Here is a 20642-nt window from a genome sequence, read left to right as displayed (position 1 = left end):
TTAAGTCAATCTGTCATATATTTTATAGATTAGGTCCTCTGTGCTTTTTCTTTTTCCGTTTCATTCGATTCGTAAAGGCAATTTCTTCATAGTTATCACCATGTTGTACCATATCCAGTAATCCACCCAAAGATTCCATCTCGTTGTTCTGTTCCTGGAAGTAATTATTATCATGCAATAGATAATTGGCTTCCGCTTTATGATTTTCATTAAACAAGCTATGAAACACATTCGCTGAAAACTCTTTACCTAAACGAGAACCATTAAATACCGCTTTTTCTTGATAGTCGATAAATGTTGCCCCATAGATGCGACCTTCATCATTCTCTCTAAATAATACAGATATATTATTCTTTGCGAGTTCTCTCTCAAAAGTCTTTCGGTTAGGCTTCTGGTTTAAAAGAGGAAATATAATATTCCTACACCTATTATATATAGCCTTATCCTTCATAGATTGTTTAGAAAAAGTAATCCGCTTTTGCAGAGCATCATAACCAACTGCTTTTCCAATTAATGATGCTTTGAACGGATTACCAATTTTTTCTCCTTTCTTATCCAGAGCAGAATACACTAATCCATTATAGGTTTTACCTCTGACTTCGCCTTTGACTTCTTCTACTGTCACTCCATAGATTGAAAGTACAGCCTTATATTCGTTGAAGCTTTGGAAACGATAATCCTTCATCACGGATTTGGCTACACCAGAAACCTGTTTTTTTACATCGCCGCCTTTATAATCTACTCGTTTGAGAGGCAGATTATCCGATTGCTTTTGCCTTTCGGCAGGAAGTAGATTGTACTCCTTTTCTAAAGCTCGGGCAATTTTTTTCGATTTATAAAAATCATTGGAATTGCTGATTTTCTTGCCTGTTTCATCTACATTGATGCTCACAATATGTAGGTGATGCCGATCCAGATCCTCATGCTTATATATAAGATAAGGTTGGTCGCCATATCCCATCTGATTCATATACTTTTGTCCGATTTCCAATAGTTGTGCATCTGTCAGTTTATCATCGGGATGAGGATTGATTGATATATGAAGTATCGGTTTTTCAGTTCTATTATTGGCATCCAAATAAGGTTTGAAAGATTCCATCATATTTTGCATTGTATATTCGGAATCCATATTTTCAACAATACGGTTGCCGAAAAGAACCTTTGCTTCTCCCTGTTCAACCTTTTCGTGGTTATAAGATAATGCTCCGAACAATGAACTTCCTGCGCTAATTTTGGCTATCATCGTTACTGATTTTTTGTTTTAAATCGTTGGTTAGAGCCACAATCTTTTTCTGTAAATCCACCAAATCAATGGTCGCTTTCTCCAGTTTATAGAGAAATGCGAGTGCTTTTTTCTCTGAAAAATTGGAATTAAGAGCTTTCACAACCTGATTATAATTGACTCCAATTGCCCGAAATTGACCAAAAAATGTGGTTAAGCGCATATAATAATCATGTAGTCCTTTGTCTATTTTGACCACCTTTACAGGATTATTGAAGATGCAGGATGTGATAAAATGAGCTTTGTTTTTTGCTCCCGACAGTTCAAACAATGATAAGAACTTGGCTTCTTTTTCATCATTCAGGTAGAAAACATGGCGATTTTTCGCCGGATCTGTTTTGGGAATTCGCCCTCCTTTTCTTGATTCATTTCTTTTCATATTCATATGACATTTGGATAATTAGCTTTGTCGCCACAGGACGACCATTTATTAATACTGTTTCTTCAAAATCTTACGACTTCGGAGTAAGATTATCCCCCGACTTTCAAAGGAGTGGGCAAGGTGTTTTAAGGCACTTAAAACGGTTTTGAGTGTACTCAAAACATACCTTGCTATTGTCTGACGACAATAAAAATCCACCTTGAAAGGGTGGATTAACGTTAGCTTCGAAAATGACTGATGCTATCAAATGGAGAATGAGAATAACTATCCCGAATATTACCATTGTTATGCACATCTATTATCCTTAAAAAGCCAGCTTCTTTTCAATAAGCAATTTCAAGATTAGAGCATCTTTATACTCCGATTATGCAAAGTTAGAGGCTTCTATTAGGTTAAAATAATCCTTGACCTGTGCCAACCACTGCCAACCGCTACCACCTCTCATGAAAATGAACCATTTTTGATTAATGCTCCCTTAATTTTGTACTATAGAACGATAGATAGAACAAAAAATGTATTCATATATCGCTCTATCTCCATAACGATGCATGGTTCGATTCTTAGATATAAGATTCTTTCGATGGATAGAATTATCGAATAATCTACTGATAGAACATTCTAACAATCTGACATTCGATTTTTAGATATATCGATAAATCGAACAAAAAACAGGTCGATAGTCCTATCGGTAAAAAGAACGATAAAACCATATACCTTTAAATATATAGACAGCTATATCGCTCATTAAATCTATCTATCGGCTGATTTATAGAAAGATCAAACGATATAACGAACTATAAATATTCAGAATAATAGAACGACAAATAGCTCTATCGACAGAAATATAGATTTATTCAACTTAAAATTATTGACATGAGAAGAGAACCCTTATTCGTATCATTCAGTACCCAAAAAGGAGGAGTCGGAAAAAGTGCCTTTACCGTATTAATGGCCAGTTACTTTAACTATGTATTGAAAAAAAATGTAGCCATCATCGACTGCGACAGCCCGCAACACAGTATTAAGGACGAACGAGAGCGGGAAGGCAGACTCGTTACCAATGATCCGTTTTACAAGCAGCTTGCCCACAAGCAGTTTTCGTTAGATAAAAGAGGTGTTTATCCGGTCATTGCCGGCAATGTGATTGATGCTCTTCAAACAGCCCAAAGATTGATCGAAACTACCGAAAGTCAGTTCGATATTATTTTCTTCGACTTGCCCGGCACATTGAATACTAAAGGTGTGCTTACCCTTGTCGCTAATATGGATTATATTTTTTCCCCGATGATAGCAGATCGCTTAGTAGTGGAAAGTACCCTGCAATTTGCCATCACGATGAACGAGAGTTATATCTCTTTGGGAAAAGGGAATGTGAAAGGATTATTCCTTTTCTGGAATATGGTGGACGGCAGGGAAAGGACTAATTTGTATGATGTGTACGAAAGCGTGATCGGCGAACTGGGGCTTCAATTAATGAAGACATCTGTGCCCGATGCCAAACGTTTTCGCAAAGATTTGGGAGCCTCTCAAAAAAGCATCTTTCGTTCTACACTCTTCCCTGCCGATAAAATTCAAATCAAATTGGCTGCGCTAGATCAGTTTGCAGAGGAAATGCAATCCCTAATGAAAATTTAATTTATGGCAAAGAAGATTATAACACATGAAGAATCGGACGAAGACCTGATATTGGGGGCTTTGATGAAAGGCAGCAGGCCCGAATTGGAGGGAAAAGTTCAGGAAAGCAACTCTGCCACTATTGAGAAAGAAAAAGACGGAGGAGATGAGCCTGTTGCTGTAAAAGAAGAACCCAAAAAGCGGAAAGCCAAAGCTCCTGATTTTGTTTCAACTTTTCTGAAAGAGAACAGGACTTCTTCACGCAAAGGAAAGAATATCAATATACGCCAAGAATTCCATAATAAAATAAGGAAAGTTCTCAGCGTAATTGCAGATAACGAACTGTCGTACTTCGGCTATATAGATAATATACTGGAAAATCACTTCAATGTGTATGAAGATGAGATAAACGAGTTGCTGCGAAAAAACAACCAATTATAAACGCCATGATACTGACAATAACAGTTTTGTCCGCAATCCTTCTGCTCTGGATTTTACTTTACCCGATAATAAAAAAAGCATATTATATTTTTCGCTTGGGAAAGGCGCAGTTGGAAAAAGAGCAAAAAGGCGAAACAGATAAACCGAAAAGCAGCGAAACGGAAGTCTCGATAGTAGGTAAAAGTAACTTTAGCCTGTGCCAACCACTGCCAACCTCTACCACCCCTCTTGCGAAAGAACCGGAAATAGCAGAGGATGACCATAACTTTGCAGAAGAAAGTGATCCGGCTCCATTAGATATTGACTATTCACTGGATAGAGAACCAAATGATGAAATTGACGAGGAGCAAGAGGTTATCGAATTGAAGGAAATGTTTGGGAAAGATGTATATTATGCTTCTGGGCTGGAAATCAACGATCTGTATAAAATAAAATACGTTGTTGAATCTACGGAAGTATCACAAATTGAACAGCAGAAAGCAGGCAAAATATTATACGAGAACAAAGAAACCGAGATCGTGGAGCAACTTTCTTCCGGAAAAACGGCAAGTATAATATCCGAACTAATAGACCTGCATATAGCTCTTCAGAAGAAAGAAAGTGAAAATTCCGACGATTTAGATAATATTCCCGAATCCGACGATCTGGGAAATTTTGATGTTGCAAAATTTTTAAACCCTAAATAAAAGCTTATGTAAAAAATAGTAAACAAGTCTACAAGACGGCCTGCGGCCTCACTAATTATCCATTTTAATTATCCAAGTCTAACCCGCCGTGGGGACTATCCACCCCCACGGCAATTAAAACAAATCAATTTTTATGAGAAAGAAACTTCTTCTTTCTATGGCTATGATTTTAGCCATAGCATCAAGCCTTTTTGCTCAGGGAAACGGTATCGGCGGTATTACCGAAGCCACCAATATGGTAACATCGTATTTCGAGCCCGGCACAAAACTCATCTATGCCATCGGAGCCGTTGTCGGACTGATCGGGGGTGTGAAAGTGTACGGGAAGTTCAGTTCGGGCGATCCCGATACCAGTAAAACCGCCGCATCGTGGTTCGGAGCCTGTATCTTCCTGATTGTGGCGGCAACCATCCTGCGTTCTTTCTTCTTGTAAACCCACAGACCCTCACTTCCCCCGAAAGGGGGAAATAAGGAATCTACATGAGTTAAATAAATTTTTAAACACAAGAAGAATGGAATACTCGATTAATAAAGGAATCGGCAAGCCCGCCGAGTTCAAGGGCCTCAAATCCCAATACCTGTTCATCTTCGCCGGAGGACTGCTGTCCGTATTCGTGATTTTCGTAATCATGTATATGATAGGTATCAGCCAGACTATCTGTATCGGCTTCGGAGTTGTTACGGCTTCCACGTTGGTTTGGCTTACCTTCCACCTGAATGATAAGTACGGGGAATTCGGACTGATGAAGATGCAGGCTGCCCGCAACCACCCCCGATATATCATCAACAGGCTGCGCATCGAACGGCTTTTCCGAAGAAAAAAGGAAGGAGCCGGCCGATGAGAAATACAGCCAAAGCAGCCACATTGGAAAGTAAATTTCCACTGCTGACTGTCGAACACGACTGCATCCTGAGCAAAGACGCTGACTTGTCGGTAGCCTATCGGGTAGAGCTGCCCGAACTCTTTACCGTTACTTCCGCAGAATATGAAGCGATGCACGCTGCCTGGCTCAAAGCGGTCAAGGTACTTCCCGATTACACTATTGTCCATCGTCAGGACTGGTTTGTCGAGGAAAAGTATGAGCCGGAGGTAGACAAGGAAGACATCAGTTTTTTATCCCGCAGTTTCGAGCGTCATTTCAATGAACGTCCGTATTTGAACCATAGCAGTTATCTGTTCCTGACCAAAACAACGAAAGACAGGGCACGCCAACAGAGCAACTTCAACGCACTGACACGGGGATTTATCATCCCGAAGAAAATGCAGGACAAAGAAACTATCCAAAAGTTCTTAGAAGCAGTCGGACAATTCGAGCGGATTTTGAATGATTCGGGATTTGTAAAACTAACTCGCATTACTACCGACGAGATTGTAGGCACGGAATCCGAAGCCGGTATTGTGGAAAAGTATTTCTCCCTGTCGCAGGAAGACACTACCTGCTTGCAGGATATAACACTTGGGGCAGGGCAAATGAAGATAGGCGATAAATGCCTCTGCCTGCATACCCTTTCCGATACCGAAGACCTGCCGGGAAAGGTACAGACCGACAGCCGATACGAACGCTTGTCTACCGACAGAAGCGATTGCCGCCTGTCTTTTGCCGCGCCGATAGGTGTTCTCTTGTCCTGCAACCACATCGTGAACCAGTACATTTTCATTGACGACCACACGGAAAACCTCAAACGTTTTGAAAAGCAAGCTAGAAATATGCACTCGTTATCTCGGTACAGCCGTTCCAATCAAATAAACAAAGAGTGGATCGAAGACTACCTGAACGAAGCGCATAGCTACGGGCTGACCTCGGTACGCTGTCATGTCAATGTAATGGCTTGGTCGGAAGACAAGGAGGAGCTTTCCCGCATCAAGAACGATGTGGGCAGTCAGCTGGCTCTGATGGAATGTAAACCCCGGCACAATACGGTGGATACCCCGACACTCTTTTGGGCAGGCATCCCGGGCAACGCGGGAGACTTTCCGGCGGAAGAAAGTTTCTACACCTTCATCGAGCAGGCTCTGTGCTTCTTTATCGCCGAAACCAACTACCGGAGTTCGCCTTCGCCTTTCGGTATCAAGATGGTAGACCGCCTGACGGGAAAACCCTTGCATCTGGATATTTCCGACCTGCCCATGAAAAAAGGGATTATTACCAACCGCAACAAGTTTGTATTGGGGCCGAGCGGTTCTGGAAAATCCTTCTTTATGAATCACCTTGTGCGCCAATACTACGAACAGGGAACACACGTACTGTTAGTCGATACGGGTAATTCCTATCAGGGATTGTGTGAGCTGATAAACCGCAAGACCAAAGGAGAGGACGGAATCTATTTCACCTATACGGAAGAAAATCCCATTTCATTCAATCCTTTCTATACGGACAACGGGCAGTTTGATGTGGAGAAAAAGGACAGCCTGAAAACCCTCTTACTGACTCTTTGGAAAAGTGAGGATGACAAGATCAGCAAGACCGAATCGGGCGAGTTAGGCAGTGCTGTCGATGAATATATCAAACGAATACAAACCGACAGGAGTATTGTTCCCGGCTTCAACTCCTTCTATGAATTTATGCGGGATGAATATAAAGCGGAATTAACCCGACGGGATATTAAGGTGGATAAGGAAGATTTTAATATCGACAATCTGCTGACCACCCTCCGCCAGTATTACAAGGGCGGCCGCTTCGACTTCCTGCTGAACTCGGACAAGGAATTGGACTTGCTGAATAAACGCTTCATTGTATTCGAAATTGACCAGATAAAGGAGAATAAAGAACTTTTTCCGGTGGTAACCATCATCATCATGGAGGCATTCATCAACAAGCTCCGGCATCTGAAAGGCATTCGTAAACAACTGATTGTGGAAGAAGCCTGGAAGGCTCTATCTTCCCCCAATATGGCTGATTATCTGAAATATATGTATAAAACGGTCCGGAAGTATTTCGGGGAAGCCATTGTCGTTACGCAGGAAGTGGATGATATTATCTCGTCTCCGATTGTCAAGGAAGCCATTATCAACAACTCCGACTGCAAGATACTGCTTGACCAGCGCAAGTACATGAATAAGTTCGACGCGATACAGTCCTTGCTGGGACTGACCGATAAGGAACGCTCGCAGATACTCTCCATCAATATGTCGAATAATCCGCAACGGATTTATAAGGAAGTCTGGATAGGATTGGGCGGTATGCAATCGGCGGTATATGCCACCGAAGTGAGCAAAGCGGAATACCTGAGTTATACAACCGAAGAAACCGAAAAGCTAGAAGTCTTCCGTTTAGCTGAAAAATTGGACGGCGATATAGAATTAGCGATTAAGCAATTAGCGGACAAGAGATAAATCTCTTAAAAATCATACAAGTATTCATTTAAAAACAATTTCAATATGAAAGCAAAATTTTTCATGTTGTGCATAAGCCTTATGCTTTTCACAACCAATATGAGTGCCCAATGGACGGTCTGGGACCCAAGTAATTTCACACAGAGCATTGTCAATACCAGCAAGCAGATTGTACAAACTTCGAGTACTGCCCAAACCATGATCAGTAATTTCAAAGAAGTTCAAAAGGTTTATAATCAAGGGAAAGAGTATTACGATGCGCTCAAAGCGGTCAATAATTTAGTAAAAGACGCGAAAAAAGTTCAAAAGACCATCCTGATGGTTGGAGAAGTGTCGGAAATCTATGTTACTAATTTTCAAAAAATGCTGTCCGATCCCAACTTCTCGATAGACGAACTCAATGCCATTGCTCACGGGTATACTAAACTGTTGGAACAATCAGGTGATGTACTGAATGAATTGAAAGGAGTAGTAAATATCAGCACCTTATCATTAAGCGACAAAGATCGTATGGATGTGGTCAATCATTGCTATGACGAAATGGTAAGCTACCGTAATCTGGTGAAATACTATACCAACAAGAATATCAGTATTTCTTATCTCAGAGCCAAGAAAAAAGGGGAGACATCCCGTGTCAATACCTTGTATGGTAATCCGGATGCTCGTTATTGGTAAATCAATGTGCTAATGTGCTAATGTGTCAATTAGCAAATTCGGAAATTAACACGAAGCGAACCTCATTGGCACATCGGCATATTCTCACATTAAAAAATTGAATTTATGGATTTTAATCAATTTCACGAAACACTGCGGACACTCTACGAACAGATGATGCCCTTATGCGGCAATATGGTTGGCGTAGCCAAAGGAATAGCCGGACTGGGAGCATTGTTTTATGTCGCCCATCGGGTTTGGCAATCCCTTTCAAGGGCAGAGCCGATTGATGTTTACCCCCTGCTCCGTCCTTTTGCCATCGGGCTATGTATCATGTTTTTTCCGTCCATTGTAATCGGTACGATTAACAGCGTGATGAGCCCGGTTGTAAAGGGAACACACGGGATGCTGCAATCCGAAACATTCGATATGCAGAAATATGCGGAACAGAAAGATAAGCTGGAATATGAAGCTATGCGGCGGAATCCAGAAACGGCTTATCTGGTGGATAACGAGATATTCGATGCCAAGATGGAAGAGCTGGGTATCACCGATGTGGGAACAAAGGTAGGGCTATATCTGGAACGGGAACTGTATGATGTCAAGAAATGGATACGCAATACTTTCCGTGAACTGCTGGAGATAATCTTCAAAGCTGCGGCGTTGGTTATCGATGTGATTCGTACTTTCTTTCTGATAGTATTGGCTATACTGGGACCTATCGCTTTCGGCATATCCGTCTGGGACGGTTTTTCATCTACCCTTACCCAATGGATAACCCGCTATATTTCTGTTTACCTGTGGCTACCCGTATCGGATTTATTCAGTACGATACTGGCGCGGCTTCAATCCCTGATGCTGCAAGCTGATATCGAGCGCATGGAGATTGACCCGAATTTTTCTTTAGATAACTCGGATGTAATCTATATCCTGTTTATGATCATCGGCATTGTAGGCTACTTCACTATTCCGACAGTTGCAGGCTGGATAATCTCGGCCGGGGGTATAGGTAACTTCGGTAAGAATGTAAACCAGACGGCAACCAAAGGCAGTGCAATCGCCGGAGGAGCTGCCGGAGCTGCAGCAGGAAATATTACAGGACGATTGAAAGGAGGCGGTAATCCCGGTAGTAGCAGTAGTAGTTCTGCCGGCGGCGGCAGTCAGCCACAAGGAAGGAATTACGCCACAGGAGATGGTGGACAATCCGGCTCTTCAAGTAAGACTCCTTAATAATTATCAAATTTTCAAATTGAATTTATGGAATTTAAATCATTAAAAAATATCGAAACGAGTTTTAAACAACTCCGCATTTTCGGCATTGTGTTTCTATGTATGTGCGCCGTCGTTACAGGCTACTCCCTATACAGTGCGTATGACTTTGCGGAAAAGCAACGTCAAAAAATATATGTGTTAGACAACGGGAAATCGCTGATGCTGGCTCTCTCGCAGGATTTGTCGCAAAACCGCCCTGTAGAAGCGAGAGAACACGTCAGGCGTTTTCATGAACTCTTCTTCACACTGTCGCCTGACAAGAGTGCCATTGAAAGTAATACCGGCAGGGCATTACTCCTGTCCGATAAGTCGGCTTTCAATTATTATAAAGACTTGTCGGAGAAGGGTTTTTACAACCGCATCATCTCCGGAAATATCAATCAGACCATCCGGATAGACAGTGTCGTATGCAATATGAATAGCTATCCTTACGAAGCAGCGACTTATGCCCGGCAGATGATTATCCGGGAAAGCAATATTACCGAACGCTCTTTGGTAACCTATTGTCGCCTGCTGAACTCCGTTCGCTCGGAAAGTAATCCGCACGGCTTTATTATCGAAGGATTCGAAGTCAGGGAGAATAAGGATGTCAGGGTATTAGCACGCTAAGGATTATGAAAGAACGATTAAAAGAATTAGGCTATTGGTTGGAAGGTAAGATCAAAGACCTGTGCGGAGAACTGACACCCGACAAACGGATAACGGCGATAGTGATAATGCTCCTGATACTGACCATCGGAAACCTCTACTTTACCTTTTCCACAATTTATAATTGGGGAAAGCAAAGCGAAAAGAAGAAAGTATTGGAGATAGAGCAAATGATGGATTCTCCTGTTGACAAGGAACTCTTCGACCTGTATCAACAAGAAACCCGAAGGGATTCTATCGACAGTATAAGAATTAATCAACAAAAATTCAAAGAATATGAACGAACGACTGAAAATATCTTCGGAGCAAAAGCAAAAGCTTAAAAAATATGCTGTTTTTGCCCTGATGGCAATTATCTGTGTGGGGTGCATATGGCTGATATTTAAGCCATCGGATGCAGACAAAATAAAGCTACAGGAGGGTATCGGCTTCAATGCCGACATACCCGATCCGGGCAAAGACGAGATTATCGGCGACAAGAAAGACGCCTATGAAAAGGAACAGATGCAGAATAAGCAAAAGGACAGAATGCAATCCCTTCAGGGATATATAAGTATGCTGGAAAACGAATCCGGTACAGACAAAGTAAACATTGTTATCCCCGATGATCCCGCGACAGACGTGGAAATTCCTGAAAAGGAGAAAGAGCCTATCGGCAGTTCAGTTTCCGCCTATCGGGACATCAATCGCACACTGGGTACTTTCTATGAACAGCCGAAATCCGATCCCGAAAAGGAAGAGATGAAGAAACGGCTGGAGGAACTGGAAGCCAAAATGAACGAAAAGGACAGCAAGCAATCGGCGATGGATGAGCAGTTGGAGCTGATGGAAAAGTCCTACCAGATGGCTGCTAAGTATATGCCACAAACCCAGCAGGACAACAGTAACGAAAGTCTGAGCAAGCGCATTTCCAACGGTTCGTTGAAAAGTAGTAGCAGCAATAGTAACAACAAGACTAAAATTACTCCTATCCGGCAGATACAAAACCAGACGGTATCTGCATTAGCACAGTCCATAGGTGGCGATGAGTATTACCAAATGTATGATCAGCCGAGAAACATCAGCTTTAATACGGAGGGTGGGACAGTCGGGGTATCGGAGAAAAATACGATTGCCGCAATCGTTCATGATGACCAGACTGTGGTAGACGGACAAACCACCCGTCTGCGCCTGACCGAGCCACTCATGGCAGGAACTACTCTTATCCCCGAAAACACCATTGTAACAGGCCTTGCAAAAGTGCAGGGAGAACGAATGGAGATTCAGATTTCCTCTATCAAGTACGAGGGGACAATTATCCCTGTGGAAATGGTGGTGTACGACTCAGACGGGCAGCGTGGAATCTATATTCCCGATTCGTTGGAAATGAATGCTGCCAAAGAAATCATGGCCAATATGGGAAGCAGTGTCGGCACGAGCTTTACCATGACCGAAAGCACGGGTGCTCAACTGACCTCCGACCTGACCAAAGGGGCGATACAGGGTTTATCGGCTTATATGCAGAAAAAGATAAGGCATGTAAAGGTAACGCTCAAATCGGGATATAGGGTAATGCTGATGCCTAAATAGTTACGAGTTACAAGTAGACGAGTAAACAAGTAAAATGAAAAGCTAAGAATGAACAATTTAAAACAAAAAACGATGAGAAAATATATTGTATTAATAATACTGGCGGCAATAACTGTCGCAGCCAATGCCCAGACGGATACTATTCCGGTTATCAATCAGACACCGGAGGAAATGCAGAAAGACTTGCAACATGTACTCAAACCGACCTATGGAGACTATTACGAGGGGCTGACCAAGAAAATCACATTCGACCGCATGATTCCGCCATACGGGTTGGAGGTTACTTTCGAGAAGACCGTGCATATCATCTTTCCGGCAGCTATCCGTTATGTCGATTTAGGTTCGAATAATATCATCGCAGGAAAAGCAGGTACATCGGAGAATATCCTGCGGGTAAAGGCTGCTATCCGGAGTTTTGAAACGGAAACCAATATGGCGGTTATCACCGAAGAAGGCAGCTATTACACTTTCAATGTAAAATTCGCCGATGAACCGGAAAAGCTCAATATCGAGATGAAAGATTTTATGCACGACGGTGTTTCTGTCAATAAGCCCAATAACAGTATGGACATCTACCTGAAGGAGTTGGGCAGCGAATCGCCCCGCATCGTCTACCTGATAAACCGTGCTGTCTACAATACTGATAAGCGGATAGTTAAGCATGTCGGTTCCAAACGTTTTGGAATACAATACCTATTAAAAGGCATCTATTCGCATAACAACTTGCTCTACCTGCATACTTCCATCAAAAACGCATCTAATGTGCCTTTCGATGTAGACTTTGTGCGTATGAAAATAGTAGACAAGAAAGTAATGAAGCAAACAGCTATTCAGGAAACGGTGATCTATCCGCTTCGGGCTTATAATTTAGTTTCGTCTGTCGGGGGTAATAAAAGTGAACGCACCGTGTTCACAATCGATAAAATTACCATACCCAACGACAAGCAGTTGGTAGTCGAACTTTTTGAGAAAAACGGAGGCCGAAACCAATCTTTTGTAATTGAGAATGAGGATTTATTGAGAGCCGAAGAAATTAACGAACTAAAAGTGAAATAAGATGAAGCGTATCACATTACTTATAATTCTGAGCCTTGCCCTAATCGGGCAGGCTCATGCTCAACGTTACCTACCCGGCCAAAAAGGTATTCAGCTGACAGGCGGCTTTGTAGATGGCTTTACAGTGGAAAAGAAGGACGGACAGGCATTTTACGGCGGTATCGCCTTATCTGCCTATACCAAAAATAGCAACCGTTGGGTATTCGGAGGGGAATACCTGCAAAAGAATTATGCCTACAAGGATAAGTTTATTCCTCTGTCCCAGATAACAGCCGAAGGCGGTTACTATCTGAACTTCTTGTCGGACAGGAGTAAAACCTTATTCTTCTCGGTCGGATTATCAGCTGTCGGAGGCTACGAAACGATTAATTGGGGCAAGGAGTTATTGTTCGATGGGGCAACGATTACATCAGAGGATAACTTCCTGTATGGCGGAGCGGTGTCTTTCGAGATTGAAACATTCCTGTCCGACAGGTTCGCCCTGCTCATCAATGCCAGGGAGCGTATACTCTTCGGCTCGGAAGTTAATAAGTTTCATACACAGATGGGATTTGGAATCAAGATAATTATAAACTAAAAGTTAAAAACTAAAAATCAGATTTAACATGAAAAAATGTGTATCTTACATCATCTTTACGCTATTGCTGGCCGCAATAGCGTGTGCCTGTAGCGATCGTTTTGATATTCGCCAAAGTTATGAATTCGAGGTTACTTACCTGCCTGTGCCGAAAAAACTGAGAGTCGGGGAGGTAGCCGAGATCAGGTGTCAATTGCTGCGTTCGGGTTACTATGAAGAGGCTGAATATTACCTCCGTTTCTTCCAAAGTGAAGGGGCAGGCTCTTTACGGATAGGCAATAATGAACCTTTCCTCCCTAATGATACTTATAAATTACCCAATGACACATTCCGCCTGTATTACACTTCCGAATCGGAAGAACAGGCGGTTATCGACTTGATTTTTTTCGATTCATTCGGAAATAAATACCCATTATCATTCCAGTTTAATGCTGATTCAAGCAAGGAAGAAGAGCTATGACAACGATGATGGTAATTTCGTATATAGTTACATGGATAAATATTATTTATTCATGGCTGATTGCCCCGGATGAAGAAGAATCTTCTGATTATCTGTAATTTTTAAAGTTTGTACAGCCAACTTTCTTTGAAGTTTTCTAAAAATTTGAGAAGTCTCCGATGTGATATCGGAGGCTATTTCTGTTATTACTGGAAAATGTAATTATATTTGTGATATATGAACAAAGAAACCATGATAGAACTGACTATCAGACAAAGTTACATCCGCTACGGATTGTTTAGTATAGCAACCTTTTACTTATTATTTGTTTTCTATATTTGTATTTTAATATTTCATATATAAATCATGGAAGCTAGTCCTATCAAATATACTGTTATAGAGCCAGTCAAGCACGAATTACTAAATCCTATAATTGATAAAGTTGAGCTAAACCATAACGTTGAAAGAAAATTTACCTATGATGTGGATGATAAGATAAAGATATCCATAACAATACTTTCTCTTCATAATGGAAAAGAGATAATAAGGACTACAGCTGTATATGAAATTTCATATATTCCCAATTTAGAACATTCAGAGAGAAGTTTATTATGTGCGACCATTTTAAGGGAGATATACAATGATTTGAACTATTTTATAAGGAGTAAAAGTGAAGGTAGAGTTAATATGAGAATCCCTCCATTTCGTATAATATATAAAGTATGTTTAAGTACTTCTGATTAATTAATTCAATTTTCATAGTCCCCCAAAAATAGAGATTTGAAAATTTCACTGTCGGTTTTTTGTTTCTTTTTTATCCGCGTCAGGCTCACTGAAAAAAGAAACGGACTGAAAAATCAGTCCGCATCGTCTTCGCTGTTGTCTTGTTTCTGAGAATCAAAAACATACCAACTGTCCTTATACAAATGACCTATCAGATTAAAAACTCCCGTTTCTCCACACCTGTCGGCAAACAGCTTGGCTTCAGATATACTCTTGAACTCTCCTAATTTCTTAAATCCCACAAATAGTTTATACATATCCTTGTTATTTTTGTGTTTGATTACTTCCGCCTGTAAAATAGCATAGGCATCGTTATAATTCTTCCTTTTCTTTTCTAATTTGGCATTGGCTTTGAGTAATTGTTCGTCTGTTTCTATATTGAAAAACAAATCGTTGTGCGTCATATAATCAATATATTCTGCTATTTTCCTTTCGACTTTGGTTATCTGTGCTTTTGCCGATGCGACTTTCGATAATAGGAAGTTGAATCCTGTTTGTAAGCCTGTACGCTTATCGTATGCACAGTGATATACCTCTATTTTCTTGCGTGGGTACTTGCAGACAAGTTTTGCTCTGCGCCATTCAATTACCCACCGCCAGCGGTCTACTATCTCACGAGGGAGGTCTATCTTGTGTAATATCTCCCTGTGTCCGTCTTGGTGTCGTATCTCAAAAGTGATATATACCCAATGTTCTATTTTTAGTTCCCGTTCAGCTTTTGCCAAATCTTTGGCATATTGCATCCAATCGTCCGGTATTTCCTGTGCCATATTAATATAGATTAATTGTTACTACTGCTTTATGCTGCTAACCGTTTTTGAATAAGTGGAATGTATTTATTGACAAGGTTCAATATCCTGTCATGGTATTCTGTATTTTCATTGCATAGCCCTCTACATTGCAGCACTTTGAGTTCAGACAAGGACAATTCGATGGTTTCGAGCCGTTTGTCTTCGGTATAGGCAGAAAGGATAAGACTGTCGGGTTTCAGATGGTAGTTATTGGTAAATACGCAATGATGCAGCATATCTCCTTCTTGCATAATCTCGTCTACACTCTCCAATACCCGAATGTGGATAAAACCATCTGTAAATTCAACGCCGAAGAATCGGGATTTCAGTTCTTGGAATAACTTTTCGTTTTCCAATGCCTTCCTGCGTTGTTCTTCCTTGCGTTGCCTGTCATATAATTCACGTTTTTTATCCACATATTTATCATGTTCTTTCTTTAGGTTCTTCGGGCAGATATATTTGGCATTATGCAAGTCTTTACCAAAGAATCGGAGCAAATCTATATAGTCAGTCCAGATAGATACATCGCTAATGGCATAGCCGTTTCTAAGGCAAATACGGATAGATGCCCAATAGTCGTTTATATCTTTTCGGGTATTATAGGCGAAGTATCGGAAGAGTTCTGCTTGTCCTGTTTTGAGCAGGGTTTCGGCTTTGCTGTTGCCTATCAGAAAGCTAAACATATCAAAGGGAGTAAGGTCAAAGAACTGCTTGTTATATCCGCTTCTTTGTACTTCGGGAATAAGTTTCTGACGGGGATAAACTTCTGTCGGGGTTATATTATACAATGACCTTTCGGGACGGATTTCAAGGTTGCTCCACCAATTCCAATCCTGCCGACAGAATCCCATCGGACGGAGTTTTGCCATAGTTGCATATTTACCGTTGGGAGCAATCCAACGTTGTACGACTTCCATATTGAAATATCGGGGTGCTTCGCCTTTCTTCATTTTGCACTCTATGTACACGAAGCGTAAAACTTGAAAGCCCTCACAGGCGGTAACGATGCACAAGTATTCGTAATCTAAGAATGTACGTTTACGTGTTTCTATTACCCTTAGTTTGGTTTTGCAGTTCGAGCAAGTACAATGTTCCTTTTCTTTTGTATCCGTCCATTGGTGGTTACATTCCAAACAAGTGATAAGACCTTTTGATGTCTTCTGTCCGATATGCTCGATACAGTTCTTGTATGCCCATTGTATTTGCGCATCGGTTATTTTAGGTAATTTTCTACTTGCTGCTACTATTTGTTTTTGAAATTTTGTTCTTGGTTTCATGGCTGTACTATTTAGAAGTCAAATAGACTTGGTTGGTTAGTTATTTCTACTCGTTTGGCTTTCTTTTTGGGTTGCATCATTCGGTTATAGGCATCGTTCTGAGCCTTTTGGATAGCTTCTTTCCGTGCCTGTTCTTTTTCATCTTCGGTCAGCTCTACAACATGATTGACTACGATGTGGCTACTGTTCTTCGGTTTGCCTATTTCGATAGTATCTTCATCGTAATAGTGTACAGCCAATGAATAGACTTCGAGGTCGGTAAATCCCATGCAACCACTTTTTTGAACGGTGTTGAGAATATATGTAATACAATCGTCAATATTCTTGTCGGGTTTAGCGAATGATTCGGCAAACAGAGCATCCGTTTCGGCTCGTTGCTCTAAATAGCTCAGTATGGTTCTTGTGAAAATATAGGTTGCTTTCATGTTCTTGTTTTTTTTAGTTGTTTAGGCTCAATACATTCTCTAATTCTTCCCTCTTCGTTTTTGAAAAAATCCAGCCTGCCTGCTTTTCGTTGTTGTATGTCAATCGGGGATTGAATTTCCCTCCCATAGCTTTGAGCAAATCTTTGATTGCTTTGGTATCTCCGAACAGAGCGATGGCTTTCTCGGAATAATCCACTATCTCGAAATATAACTTTGTCATGGCTCTAATGATTAAATAAGTAAAAGGATTAATGATGTGATAATGACGATAGACAGCAGGGACAGGATAAGCCGAATGATAAAGCCTACCAATCGGAATACAAGACATATACTCCAATAACACAGGATAAGTCCTGCAACCGCCGATGCACTGATACTGACCTGCGAAACAAGCCACAGACACCCTGCTGCAACCGCTACTCTCCAAACTAATTTTATGATGAGTCCGGAGGCGAGGGAGTTTTGTTTCAATATGTTTTTTTCGTTTTTCATAATTATGACATTTTTTTTCATGCGTCATCCATCGGTATCGGTCGTTTTTGTTTCGTAAGAGCAACACGAGGTATTGTGGCTTCACTATAAGGCATATTTTTCGGAACAAATACTACCTGAGCGAAGTATGAGCGAGGTGTGGAGATTTTTAGGAAAACCCGGAGGGACAACAGGATATGCCGTTGTGAAACACTATCATACCTTTGCTCTGATGAACAAACGACCAAAGCACCGGATTGACAGCAGCCTGTTGTGGAATGATTATAGAGAAAAACGAAAAAGACATCGTTAGAAAATGGGGTAGTAGAAATATATGCTATCGCAGCATATCAATAGCAGTAGTAGAAAGTTAAATACTCAAGTGTAGCCTGAAAGAAGCTACTCTTGGCTCACTATCCGAGACTGTTTCTCGAAATGACGTAAAACGGAATGTAGAGGAAAGGGTCGTAGGATTTAATAATACCCGAAAGATTTAAGAAAATAGTTTCCCTCTTAACCGATTCATTTCCTATTTTTGTAAGTATGGATAAATCGGTTACCATAGAAATATTCAAGGCCGAAACCAATATAGAATTGGCATTGCCGATAGCGGACGAAGGCATTAAGGCAGGATTCCCGTCTCCCGCTCAGGACTTCATGGATTTGGCTATCGACCTGAATAAAGAGTTAGTAAAACATCCCGCCGCTACATTTTATGGCCGGGTAAAAGGCGACAGCATGATCGATGCCGGTATTTATGACGGAGATATCCTGATTATCGACAAATCGCTCGATCCCCGTGACGGAGATATGGCAGTCTGCTATATCGACGGAGAATTTACCATCAAGCATATCAAAATAGAGAAAGATGTCATTTGGCTGATTCCCGCTAATGAGCAATACCAGCCGATAAAGGTTACCGAAGATAATGATTTCCTCATTTGGGGAATCGTAACTTATTCGATAAAAAAGCAAAGATAAAAACCTTAATTTAGTATTTCAATGTTTAAAAACTGGTTTGGAAAAAAGAAAAATAAAGAAGAGCCTGCATCAACAGATAAATATACCATCAATAAAGGAGAAAATATCCTGGTTCAAAAAAAGAGTAATAGCTTATATAAAGTTGTTAGGGATATATCTGATAATTTATCTCAAAAACTGGAATCATCGACAATTCCGCTTTGGATAGGACAGTTATATATGCATTATTGGAATAAAAATACTTTAGAGGATTTGAATAATCCTGAATGGCAGAATCAAGGTATGTTCTTTTGGAGAATAGAAGAGCCCTTTCCTAATAAATCCCTGCCTCCATCTTTCGAATTGATGGATAAACGGATATTTAGGATTACACATGAAGTCCGTATTTTTCAAGGAACGGCAATGCCTTGGTTCGGCATGCCCGGAGGTGGATTGAAGATGGGATTCGGAGATCAAAATACGCCTATTCCTATAAAAGAAATGCAGAATAAGGATATTATTGAATATATAGAATTGGTAGAGCTATCAGAAGAAAATACAGATATACTATACGACCGTGAACGTTATACATTAATAGCAGGAGGGAATATTACATATGAGGATAATACCTTTTATCTGGATGGTGCACCTGTCTCTTTGTCTACAGCATATAGTGCAGGTGTAATACATGTCGGTAAAGTTGTAAACTATTAAATAATCAAAATGTACGCCCTATGCGACTGCAATAACTTTTTTGTTTCCTGCGAGCGGGTTTTCAATCCCTCGCTGAACAATCGTCCTGTCGTTGTGCTCAGCAACAATGACGGATGTGTTATTGCCCGCAGCAACGAAGCCAAAGCATTGGATATAAAAATGGCTGTGCCTTTTTTCCAAATTAGGGATTTGGTAAAGAAACACGATATAGCCGTCTATTCCACCAACTTCACCTTGTACGGCGATATGTCGGCAAGGGTAATGGCAGTCCTATCGGGGCTTGTCCCTGAACTTGAACAGTATTCCGTGGACGAAGCATTCCTGAACCTGTCGGGCATCAGCGATTTGGATGCTTATAGCAGGCATATCATAGATACAACAACCAAATGCACGGGTATTCCCGTATCTCTCGGAGTTGCCCCGACTAAGACATTAGCTAAGATTGCCAATCACTTTGCCAAGAAATACAAAGGTTACAAACAGCTTTGTATTATCGACACGGAAGAAAAACGGATAAAAGCCCTGCAAAAAACAGCAATAGGCGAAGTATGGGGTATCGGACGCAATTATGCACGCACATTGGAATACCACAGTATAAAAACCGCCTACGACTTTACTCAAAAAAGCCGTTCGTGGGTAAGGCATAAAATGTCTGTCATCGGGGAGCGCACCTGGATGGAGTTACAGGGAATACCCTGTATAGGAAAGGATGACCTTGAAACGGATAAACAGCAAATATGCACTTCCCGTAGTTTCGGACAACCTATAACCGAATACAACAATCTGTTGGAAGCGATAGCCTCTTTGGCGTCCTTATGCGTCAGTAAGCTGAGGAAACAAAAATCTGTAACAAAAGGAGTTTATATATTCCTGCAAACCAACCGTTTCAAGGATGAAGTGTATAAACCATCCAAGATTATCCCCTTATCATTTTACACAGCTGATATAGCGGAAATAATCGGCTATTGTCGCAAAGCCTTAGATTCTATCTATATGCCGGACATGGAATATAAACGGACAGGGGTAGTATTAGCAGATATAATACCGGAGGAATATTCAACGGCAGATTTGTTCGACCCTATTGACAGGGAAAAACAAAAGCGGCTGAATGAGGCATTGGACGAGATAGCCAAAAAGAACGGCAGGGAAGCCGTGAAAGTCGCTGTTCAGGGAAACGGTTACAAGGCAAACATCCGGCAGGAGCATTTATCCCGGCGATTTACCACTAATCTGAATGAGATAATTGAAATAAAAGCATAGGGTATAT

25 protein-coding genes and 1 pseudogene are annotated in these 20642 nt (G+C 41.1%); 19 read left to right on the top strand and 7 right to left on the bottom strand.

Features of this window, described 5'->3' with window-relative positions:
- Positions 1-22: 22 nt before the first annotated feature.
- Together mobB and mobA are read right to left on the bottom strand one after the other, a co-directional pair.
- The gene (gene mobB / locus M2448_RS09590) at positions 23-1243 is read right to left on the bottom strand and encodes a conjugal transfer protein MobB (RefSeq protein ID WP_280645939.1); all 1221 of its coding nucleotides are present in this window, start codon (positions 1241-1243) and stop codon (positions 23-25) included.
- Complete coding sequence (gene mobA, locus M2448_RS09585) at positions 1227-1661, bottom strand: conjugal transfer protein MobA (protein WP_280645938.1); 435 nt, start codon at positions 1659-1661, stop codon at positions 1227-1229. Before mobA ends, mobB begins: the two co-directional genes overlap by 17 nt.
- Positions 1662-2537: 876 nt before the next feature.
- Between mobA and M2448_RS09580 the strand changes: the two genes are divergently transcribed.
- The 15 genes from M2448_RS09580 to M2448_RS09510 all read left to right on the top strand — a co-directional run bounded on the left by M2448_RS09580 (position 2538) and on the right by M2448_RS09510 (position 14698).
- Positions 2538-3299, top strand: a complete 762-nt coding sequence (locus M2448_RS09580) for a ParA family protein (protein WP_280645937.1) — start codon at positions 2538-2540, stop codon at positions 3297-3299.
- 3 nt (positions 3300-3302) lie between these two features.
- Positions 3303-3719: a DUF3408 domain-containing protein gene (locus tag M2448_RS09575; protein WP_280645936.1), complete on the top strand. Its 417-nt coding sequence runs from the start codon at positions 3303-3305 to the stop codon at positions 3717-3719.
- Between the two features lie 5 nt (positions 3720-3724).
- The gene (locus tag M2448_RS09570; protein ID WP_280645935.1) at positions 3725-4405 is read left to right on the top strand and encodes a hypothetical protein; all 681 of its coding nucleotides are present in this window, start codon (positions 3725-3727) and stop codon (positions 4403-4405) included.
- A gap of 133 nt (positions 4406-4538) precedes the next feature.
- On the top strand, positions 4539-4838 hold the full coding sequence (locus M2448_RS09565; RefSeq protein WP_280645624.1) for a DUF4134 domain-containing protein: 300 nt from the start codon (positions 4539-4541) through the stop codon (positions 4836-4838).
- Positions 4839-4917: 79 nt separating this feature from the next.
- The gene (locus M2448_RS09560; protein WP_280645934.1) at positions 4918-5247 is read left to right on the top strand and encodes a DUF4133 domain-containing protein; all 330 of its coding nucleotides are present in this window, start codon (positions 4918-4920) and stop codon (positions 5245-5247) included.
- On the top strand, positions 5244-7739 hold the full coding sequence (locus tag M2448_RS09555) for a TraG family conjugative transposon ATPase (protein WP_280645933.1): 2496 nt from the start codon (positions 5244-5246) through the stop codon (positions 7737-7739). The genes M2448_RS09560 and M2448_RS09555 overlap by 4 nt, the downstream gene beginning before the upstream one ends.
- 45 nt (positions 7740-7784) lie before the next feature.
- Positions 7785-8414 carry a DUF4141 domain-containing protein gene (locus M2448_RS09550; protein ID WP_280645621.1) on the top strand — a complete coding sequence of 210 codons (630 nt, stop codon included), beginning with the start codon at positions 7785-7787 and terminating at the stop codon, positions 8412-8414.
- A 105-nt stretch (positions 8415-8519) separates the two neighbouring features.
- A complete protein-coding gene (gene traJ, locus M2448_RS09545) occupies positions 8520-9623 on the top strand; it encodes a conjugative transposon protein TraJ (RefSeq protein WP_280645932.1) in 1104 nt (367 codons plus the stop codon).
- Positions 9624-9650: 27 nt separating this feature from the next.
- Complete coding sequence (gene traK, locus M2448_RS09540; protein WP_280645931.1) at positions 9651-10274, top strand: conjugative transposon protein TraK; 624 nt, start codon at positions 9651-9653, stop codon at positions 10272-10274.
- 5 nt (positions 10275-10279) lie between these two features.
- Positions 10280-10636 carry a TraL conjugative transposon family protein gene (locus tag M2448_RS09535; RefSeq protein ID WP_280645930.1) on the top strand — a complete coding sequence of 119 codons (357 nt, stop codon included), beginning with the start codon at positions 10280-10282 and terminating at the stop codon, positions 10634-10636.
- A complete protein-coding gene (traM, locus tag M2448_RS09530) occupies positions 10590-11882 on the top strand; it encodes a conjugative transposon protein TraM (protein ID WP_280645929.1) in 1293 nt (430 codons plus the stop codon). The genes M2448_RS09535 and traM overlap by 47 nt, the downstream gene beginning before the upstream one ends.
- A gap of 72 nt (positions 11883-11954) precedes the next feature.
- Positions 11955-12938 carry a conjugative transposon protein TraN gene (gene traN, locus M2448_RS09525; RefSeq protein WP_280645928.1) on the top strand — a complete coding sequence of 328 codons (984 nt, stop codon included), beginning with the start codon at positions 11955-11957 and terminating at the stop codon, positions 12936-12938.
- 1 nt (position 12939) lies between these two features.
- Positions 12940-13515: a conjugal transfer protein TraO gene (locus M2448_RS09520; RefSeq protein ID WP_280645927.1), complete on the top strand. Its 576-nt coding sequence runs from the start codon at positions 12940-12942 to the stop codon at positions 13513-13515.
- 28 nt (positions 13516-13543) lie between these two features.
- Positions 13544-13975 (top strand): TraQ conjugal transfer family protein, encoded by a 432-nt coding sequence (locus M2448_RS09515; protein ID WP_280645926.1) that lies wholly within the window; start codon positions 13544-13546, stop codon positions 13973-13975.
- A gap of 345 nt (positions 13976-14320) precedes the next feature.
- A complete protein-coding gene (locus tag M2448_RS09510; RefSeq protein WP_280645925.1) occupies positions 14321-14698 on the top strand; it encodes a hypothetical protein in 378 nt (125 codons plus the stop codon).
- Between the two features lie 113 nt (positions 14699-14811).
- Here M2448_RS09510 and M2448_RS09505 read toward each other — a convergent pair whose 3' ends face one another.
- The 5 genes and pseudogenes from M2448_RS09505 to M2448_RS09485 all read right to left on the bottom strand — a co-directional run bounded on the left by M2448_RS09505 (position 14812) and on the right by M2448_RS09485 (position 17722).
- Positions 14812-15507: a hypothetical protein gene (locus M2448_RS09505; RefSeq protein WP_280645924.1), complete on the bottom strand. Its 696-nt coding sequence runs from the start codon at positions 15505-15507 to the stop codon at positions 14812-14814.
- A 29-nt stretch (positions 15508-15536) separates the two neighbouring features.
- Positions 15537-16805, bottom strand: coding sequence for a PcfJ domain-containing protein (locus M2448_RS09500; RefSeq protein ID WP_280645923.1), 1269 nt, complete (start codon positions 16803-16805; stop codon positions 15537-15539).
- Between the two features lie 11 nt (positions 16806-16816).
- Positions 16817-17230 carry a PcfK-like family protein gene (locus M2448_RS09495; protein WP_280645922.1) on the bottom strand — a complete coding sequence of 138 codons (414 nt, stop codon included), beginning with the start codon at positions 17228-17230 and terminating at the stop codon, positions 16817-16819.
- 13 nt (positions 17231-17243) lie between these two features.
- Positions 17244-17435: pseudogene (locus tag M2448_RS09490) on the bottom strand (fusion protein); the annotation flags it as partial.
- 26 nt (positions 17436-17461) lie between these two features.
- On the bottom strand, positions 17462-17722 hold the full coding sequence (locus M2448_RS09485; protein ID WP_280645921.1) for a hypothetical protein: 261 nt from the start codon (positions 17720-17722) through the stop codon (positions 17462-17464).
- A gap of 127 nt (positions 17723-17849) precedes the next feature.
- On the opposite strand from M2448_RS09485, the gene M2448_RS09480 reads away from it, so the two are divergent.
- The 4 genes from M2448_RS09480 (at position 17850) to M2448_RS09465 (ending at position 20635) form a co-directional block, all read left to right on the top strand.
- Complete coding sequence (locus M2448_RS09480) at positions 17850-18014, top strand: hypothetical protein (protein ID WP_280645920.1); 165 nt, start codon at positions 17850-17852, stop codon at positions 18012-18014.
- 230 nt (positions 18015-18244) lie between these two features.
- Positions 18245-18682 carry a translesion error-prone DNA polymerase V autoproteolytic subunit gene (gene umuD, locus M2448_RS09475; protein WP_280645919.1) on the top strand — a complete coding sequence of 146 codons (438 nt, stop codon included), beginning with the start codon at positions 18245-18247 and terminating at the stop codon, positions 18680-18682.
- 21 nt (positions 18683-18703) lie between these two features.
- Positions 18704-19375, top strand: coding sequence for a glycohydrolase toxin TNT-related protein (locus tag M2448_RS09470; RefSeq protein WP_280645918.1), 672 nt, complete (start codon positions 18704-18706; stop codon positions 19373-19375).
- Positions 19376-19384: 9 nt separating this feature from the next.
- Positions 19385-20635: a Y-family DNA polymerase gene (locus M2448_RS09465; protein WP_280645917.1), complete on the top strand. Its 1251-nt coding sequence runs from the start codon at positions 19385-19387 to the stop codon at positions 20633-20635.
- Positions 20636-20642: the final 7 nt, after the last annotated feature.

This window comes from Dysgonomonas sp. PF1-14, assembly GCF_029892965.1.
Classification (GTDB): domain Bacteria; phylum Bacteroidota; class Bacteroidia; order Bacteroidales; family Dysgonomonadaceae; genus Dysgonomonas.
The sequence above is the reverse complement of the archived record's forward strand: the minus strand, read 5'-3'. Positions and strand labels throughout refer to the sequence as shown.

What these genes read in the sequence shown, in the direction of transcription:
- mobB (WP_280645939.1), bottom strand. Translation starts at nt 1,243, where the DNA reads ATGATAGCCAAAATTAGCGCAGGAAGTTCATTGTTCGGAGCATTATCT.
- mobA (WP_280645938.1), bottom strand. Translation starts at nt 1,661, where the DNA reads ATGAAAAGAAATGAATCAAGAAAAGGAGGGCGAATTCCCAAAACAGAT.
- M2448_RS09580 (WP_280645937.1), top strand. Translation starts at nt 2,538, where the DNA reads ATGAGAAGAGAACCCTTATTCGTATCATTCAGTACCCAAAAAGGAGGA.
- M2448_RS09575 (WP_280645936.1), top strand. Translation starts at nt 3,303, where the DNA reads ATGGCAAAGAAGATTATAACACATGAAGAATCGGACGAAGACCTGATA.
- M2448_RS09570 (WP_280645935.1), top strand. Translation starts at nt 3,725, where the DNA reads ATGATACTGACAATAACAGTTTTGTCCGCAATCCTTCTGCTCTGGATT.
- M2448_RS09565 (WP_280645624.1), top strand. Translation starts at nt 4,539, where the DNA reads ATGAGAAAGAAACTTCTTCTTTCTATGGCTATGATTTTAGCCATAGCA.
- M2448_RS09560 (WP_280645934.1), top strand. Translation starts at nt 4,918, where the DNA reads ATGGAATACTCGATTAATAAAGGAATCGGCAAGCCCGCCGAGTTCAAG.
- M2448_RS09555 (WP_280645933.1), top strand. Translation starts at nt 5,244, where the DNA reads ATGAGAAATACAGCCAAAGCAGCCACATTGGAAAGTAAATTTCCACTG.
- M2448_RS09550 (WP_280645621.1), top strand. Translation starts at nt 7,785, where the DNA reads ATGAAAGCAAAATTTTTCATGTTGTGCATAAGCCTTATGCTTTTCACA.
- traJ (WP_280645932.1), top strand. Translation starts at nt 8,520, where the DNA reads ATGGATTTTAATCAATTTCACGAAACACTGCGGACACTCTACGAACAG.
- traK (WP_280645931.1), top strand. Translation starts at nt 9,651, where the DNA reads ATGGAATTTAAATCATTAAAAAATATCGAAACGAGTTTTAAACAACTC.
- M2448_RS09535 (WP_280645930.1), top strand. Translation starts at nt 10,280, where the DNA reads ATGAAAGAACGATTAAAAGAATTAGGCTATTGGTTGGAAGGTAAGATC.
- traM (WP_280645929.1), top strand. Translation starts at nt 10,590, where the DNA reads ATGAACGAACGACTGAAAATATCTTCGGAGCAAAAGCAAAAGCTTAAA.
- traN (WP_280645928.1), top strand. Translation starts at nt 11,955, where the DNA reads ATGAGAAAATATATTGTATTAATAATACTGGCGGCAATAACTGTCGCA.
- M2448_RS09520 (WP_280645927.1), top strand. Translation starts at nt 12,940, where the DNA reads ATGAAGCGTATCACATTACTTATAATTCTGAGCCTTGCCCTAATCGGG.
- M2448_RS09515 (WP_280645926.1), top strand. Translation starts at nt 13,544, where the DNA reads ATGAAAAAATGTGTATCTTACATCATCTTTACGCTATTGCTGGCCGCA.
- M2448_RS09510 (WP_280645925.1), top strand. Translation starts at nt 14,321, where the DNA reads ATGGAAGCTAGTCCTATCAAATATACTGTTATAGAGCCAGTCAAGCAC.
- M2448_RS09505 (WP_280645924.1), bottom strand. Translation starts at nt 15,507, where the DNA reads ATGGCACAGGAAATACCGGACGATTGGATGCAATATGCCAAAGATTTG.
- M2448_RS09500 (WP_280645923.1), bottom strand. Translation starts at nt 16,805, where the DNA reads ATGAAACCAAGAACAAAATTTCAAAAACAAATAGTAGCAGCAAGTAGA.
- M2448_RS09495 (WP_280645922.1), bottom strand. Translation starts at nt 17,230, where the DNA reads ATGAAAGCAACCTATATTTTCACAAGAACCATACTGAGCTATTTAGAG.
- M2448_RS09485 (WP_280645921.1), bottom strand. Translation starts at nt 17,722, where the DNA reads ATGAAAAACGAAAAAAACATATTGAAACAAAACTCCCTCGCCTCCGGA.
- M2448_RS09480 (WP_280645920.1), top strand. Translation starts at nt 17,850, where the DNA reads ATGAGCGAGGTGTGGAGATTTTTAGGAAAACCCGGAGGGACAACAGGA.
- umuD (WP_280645919.1), top strand. Translation starts at nt 18,245, where the DNA reads ATGGATAAATCGGTTACCATAGAAATATTCAAGGCCGAAACCAATATA.
- M2448_RS09470 (WP_280645918.1), top strand. Translation starts at nt 18,704, where the DNA reads ATGTTTAAAAACTGGTTTGGAAAAAAGAAAAATAAAGAAGAGCCTGCA.
- M2448_RS09465 (WP_280645917.1), top strand. Translation starts at nt 19,385, where the DNA reads ATGTACGCCCTATGCGACTGCAATAACTTTTTTGTTTCCTGCGAGCGG.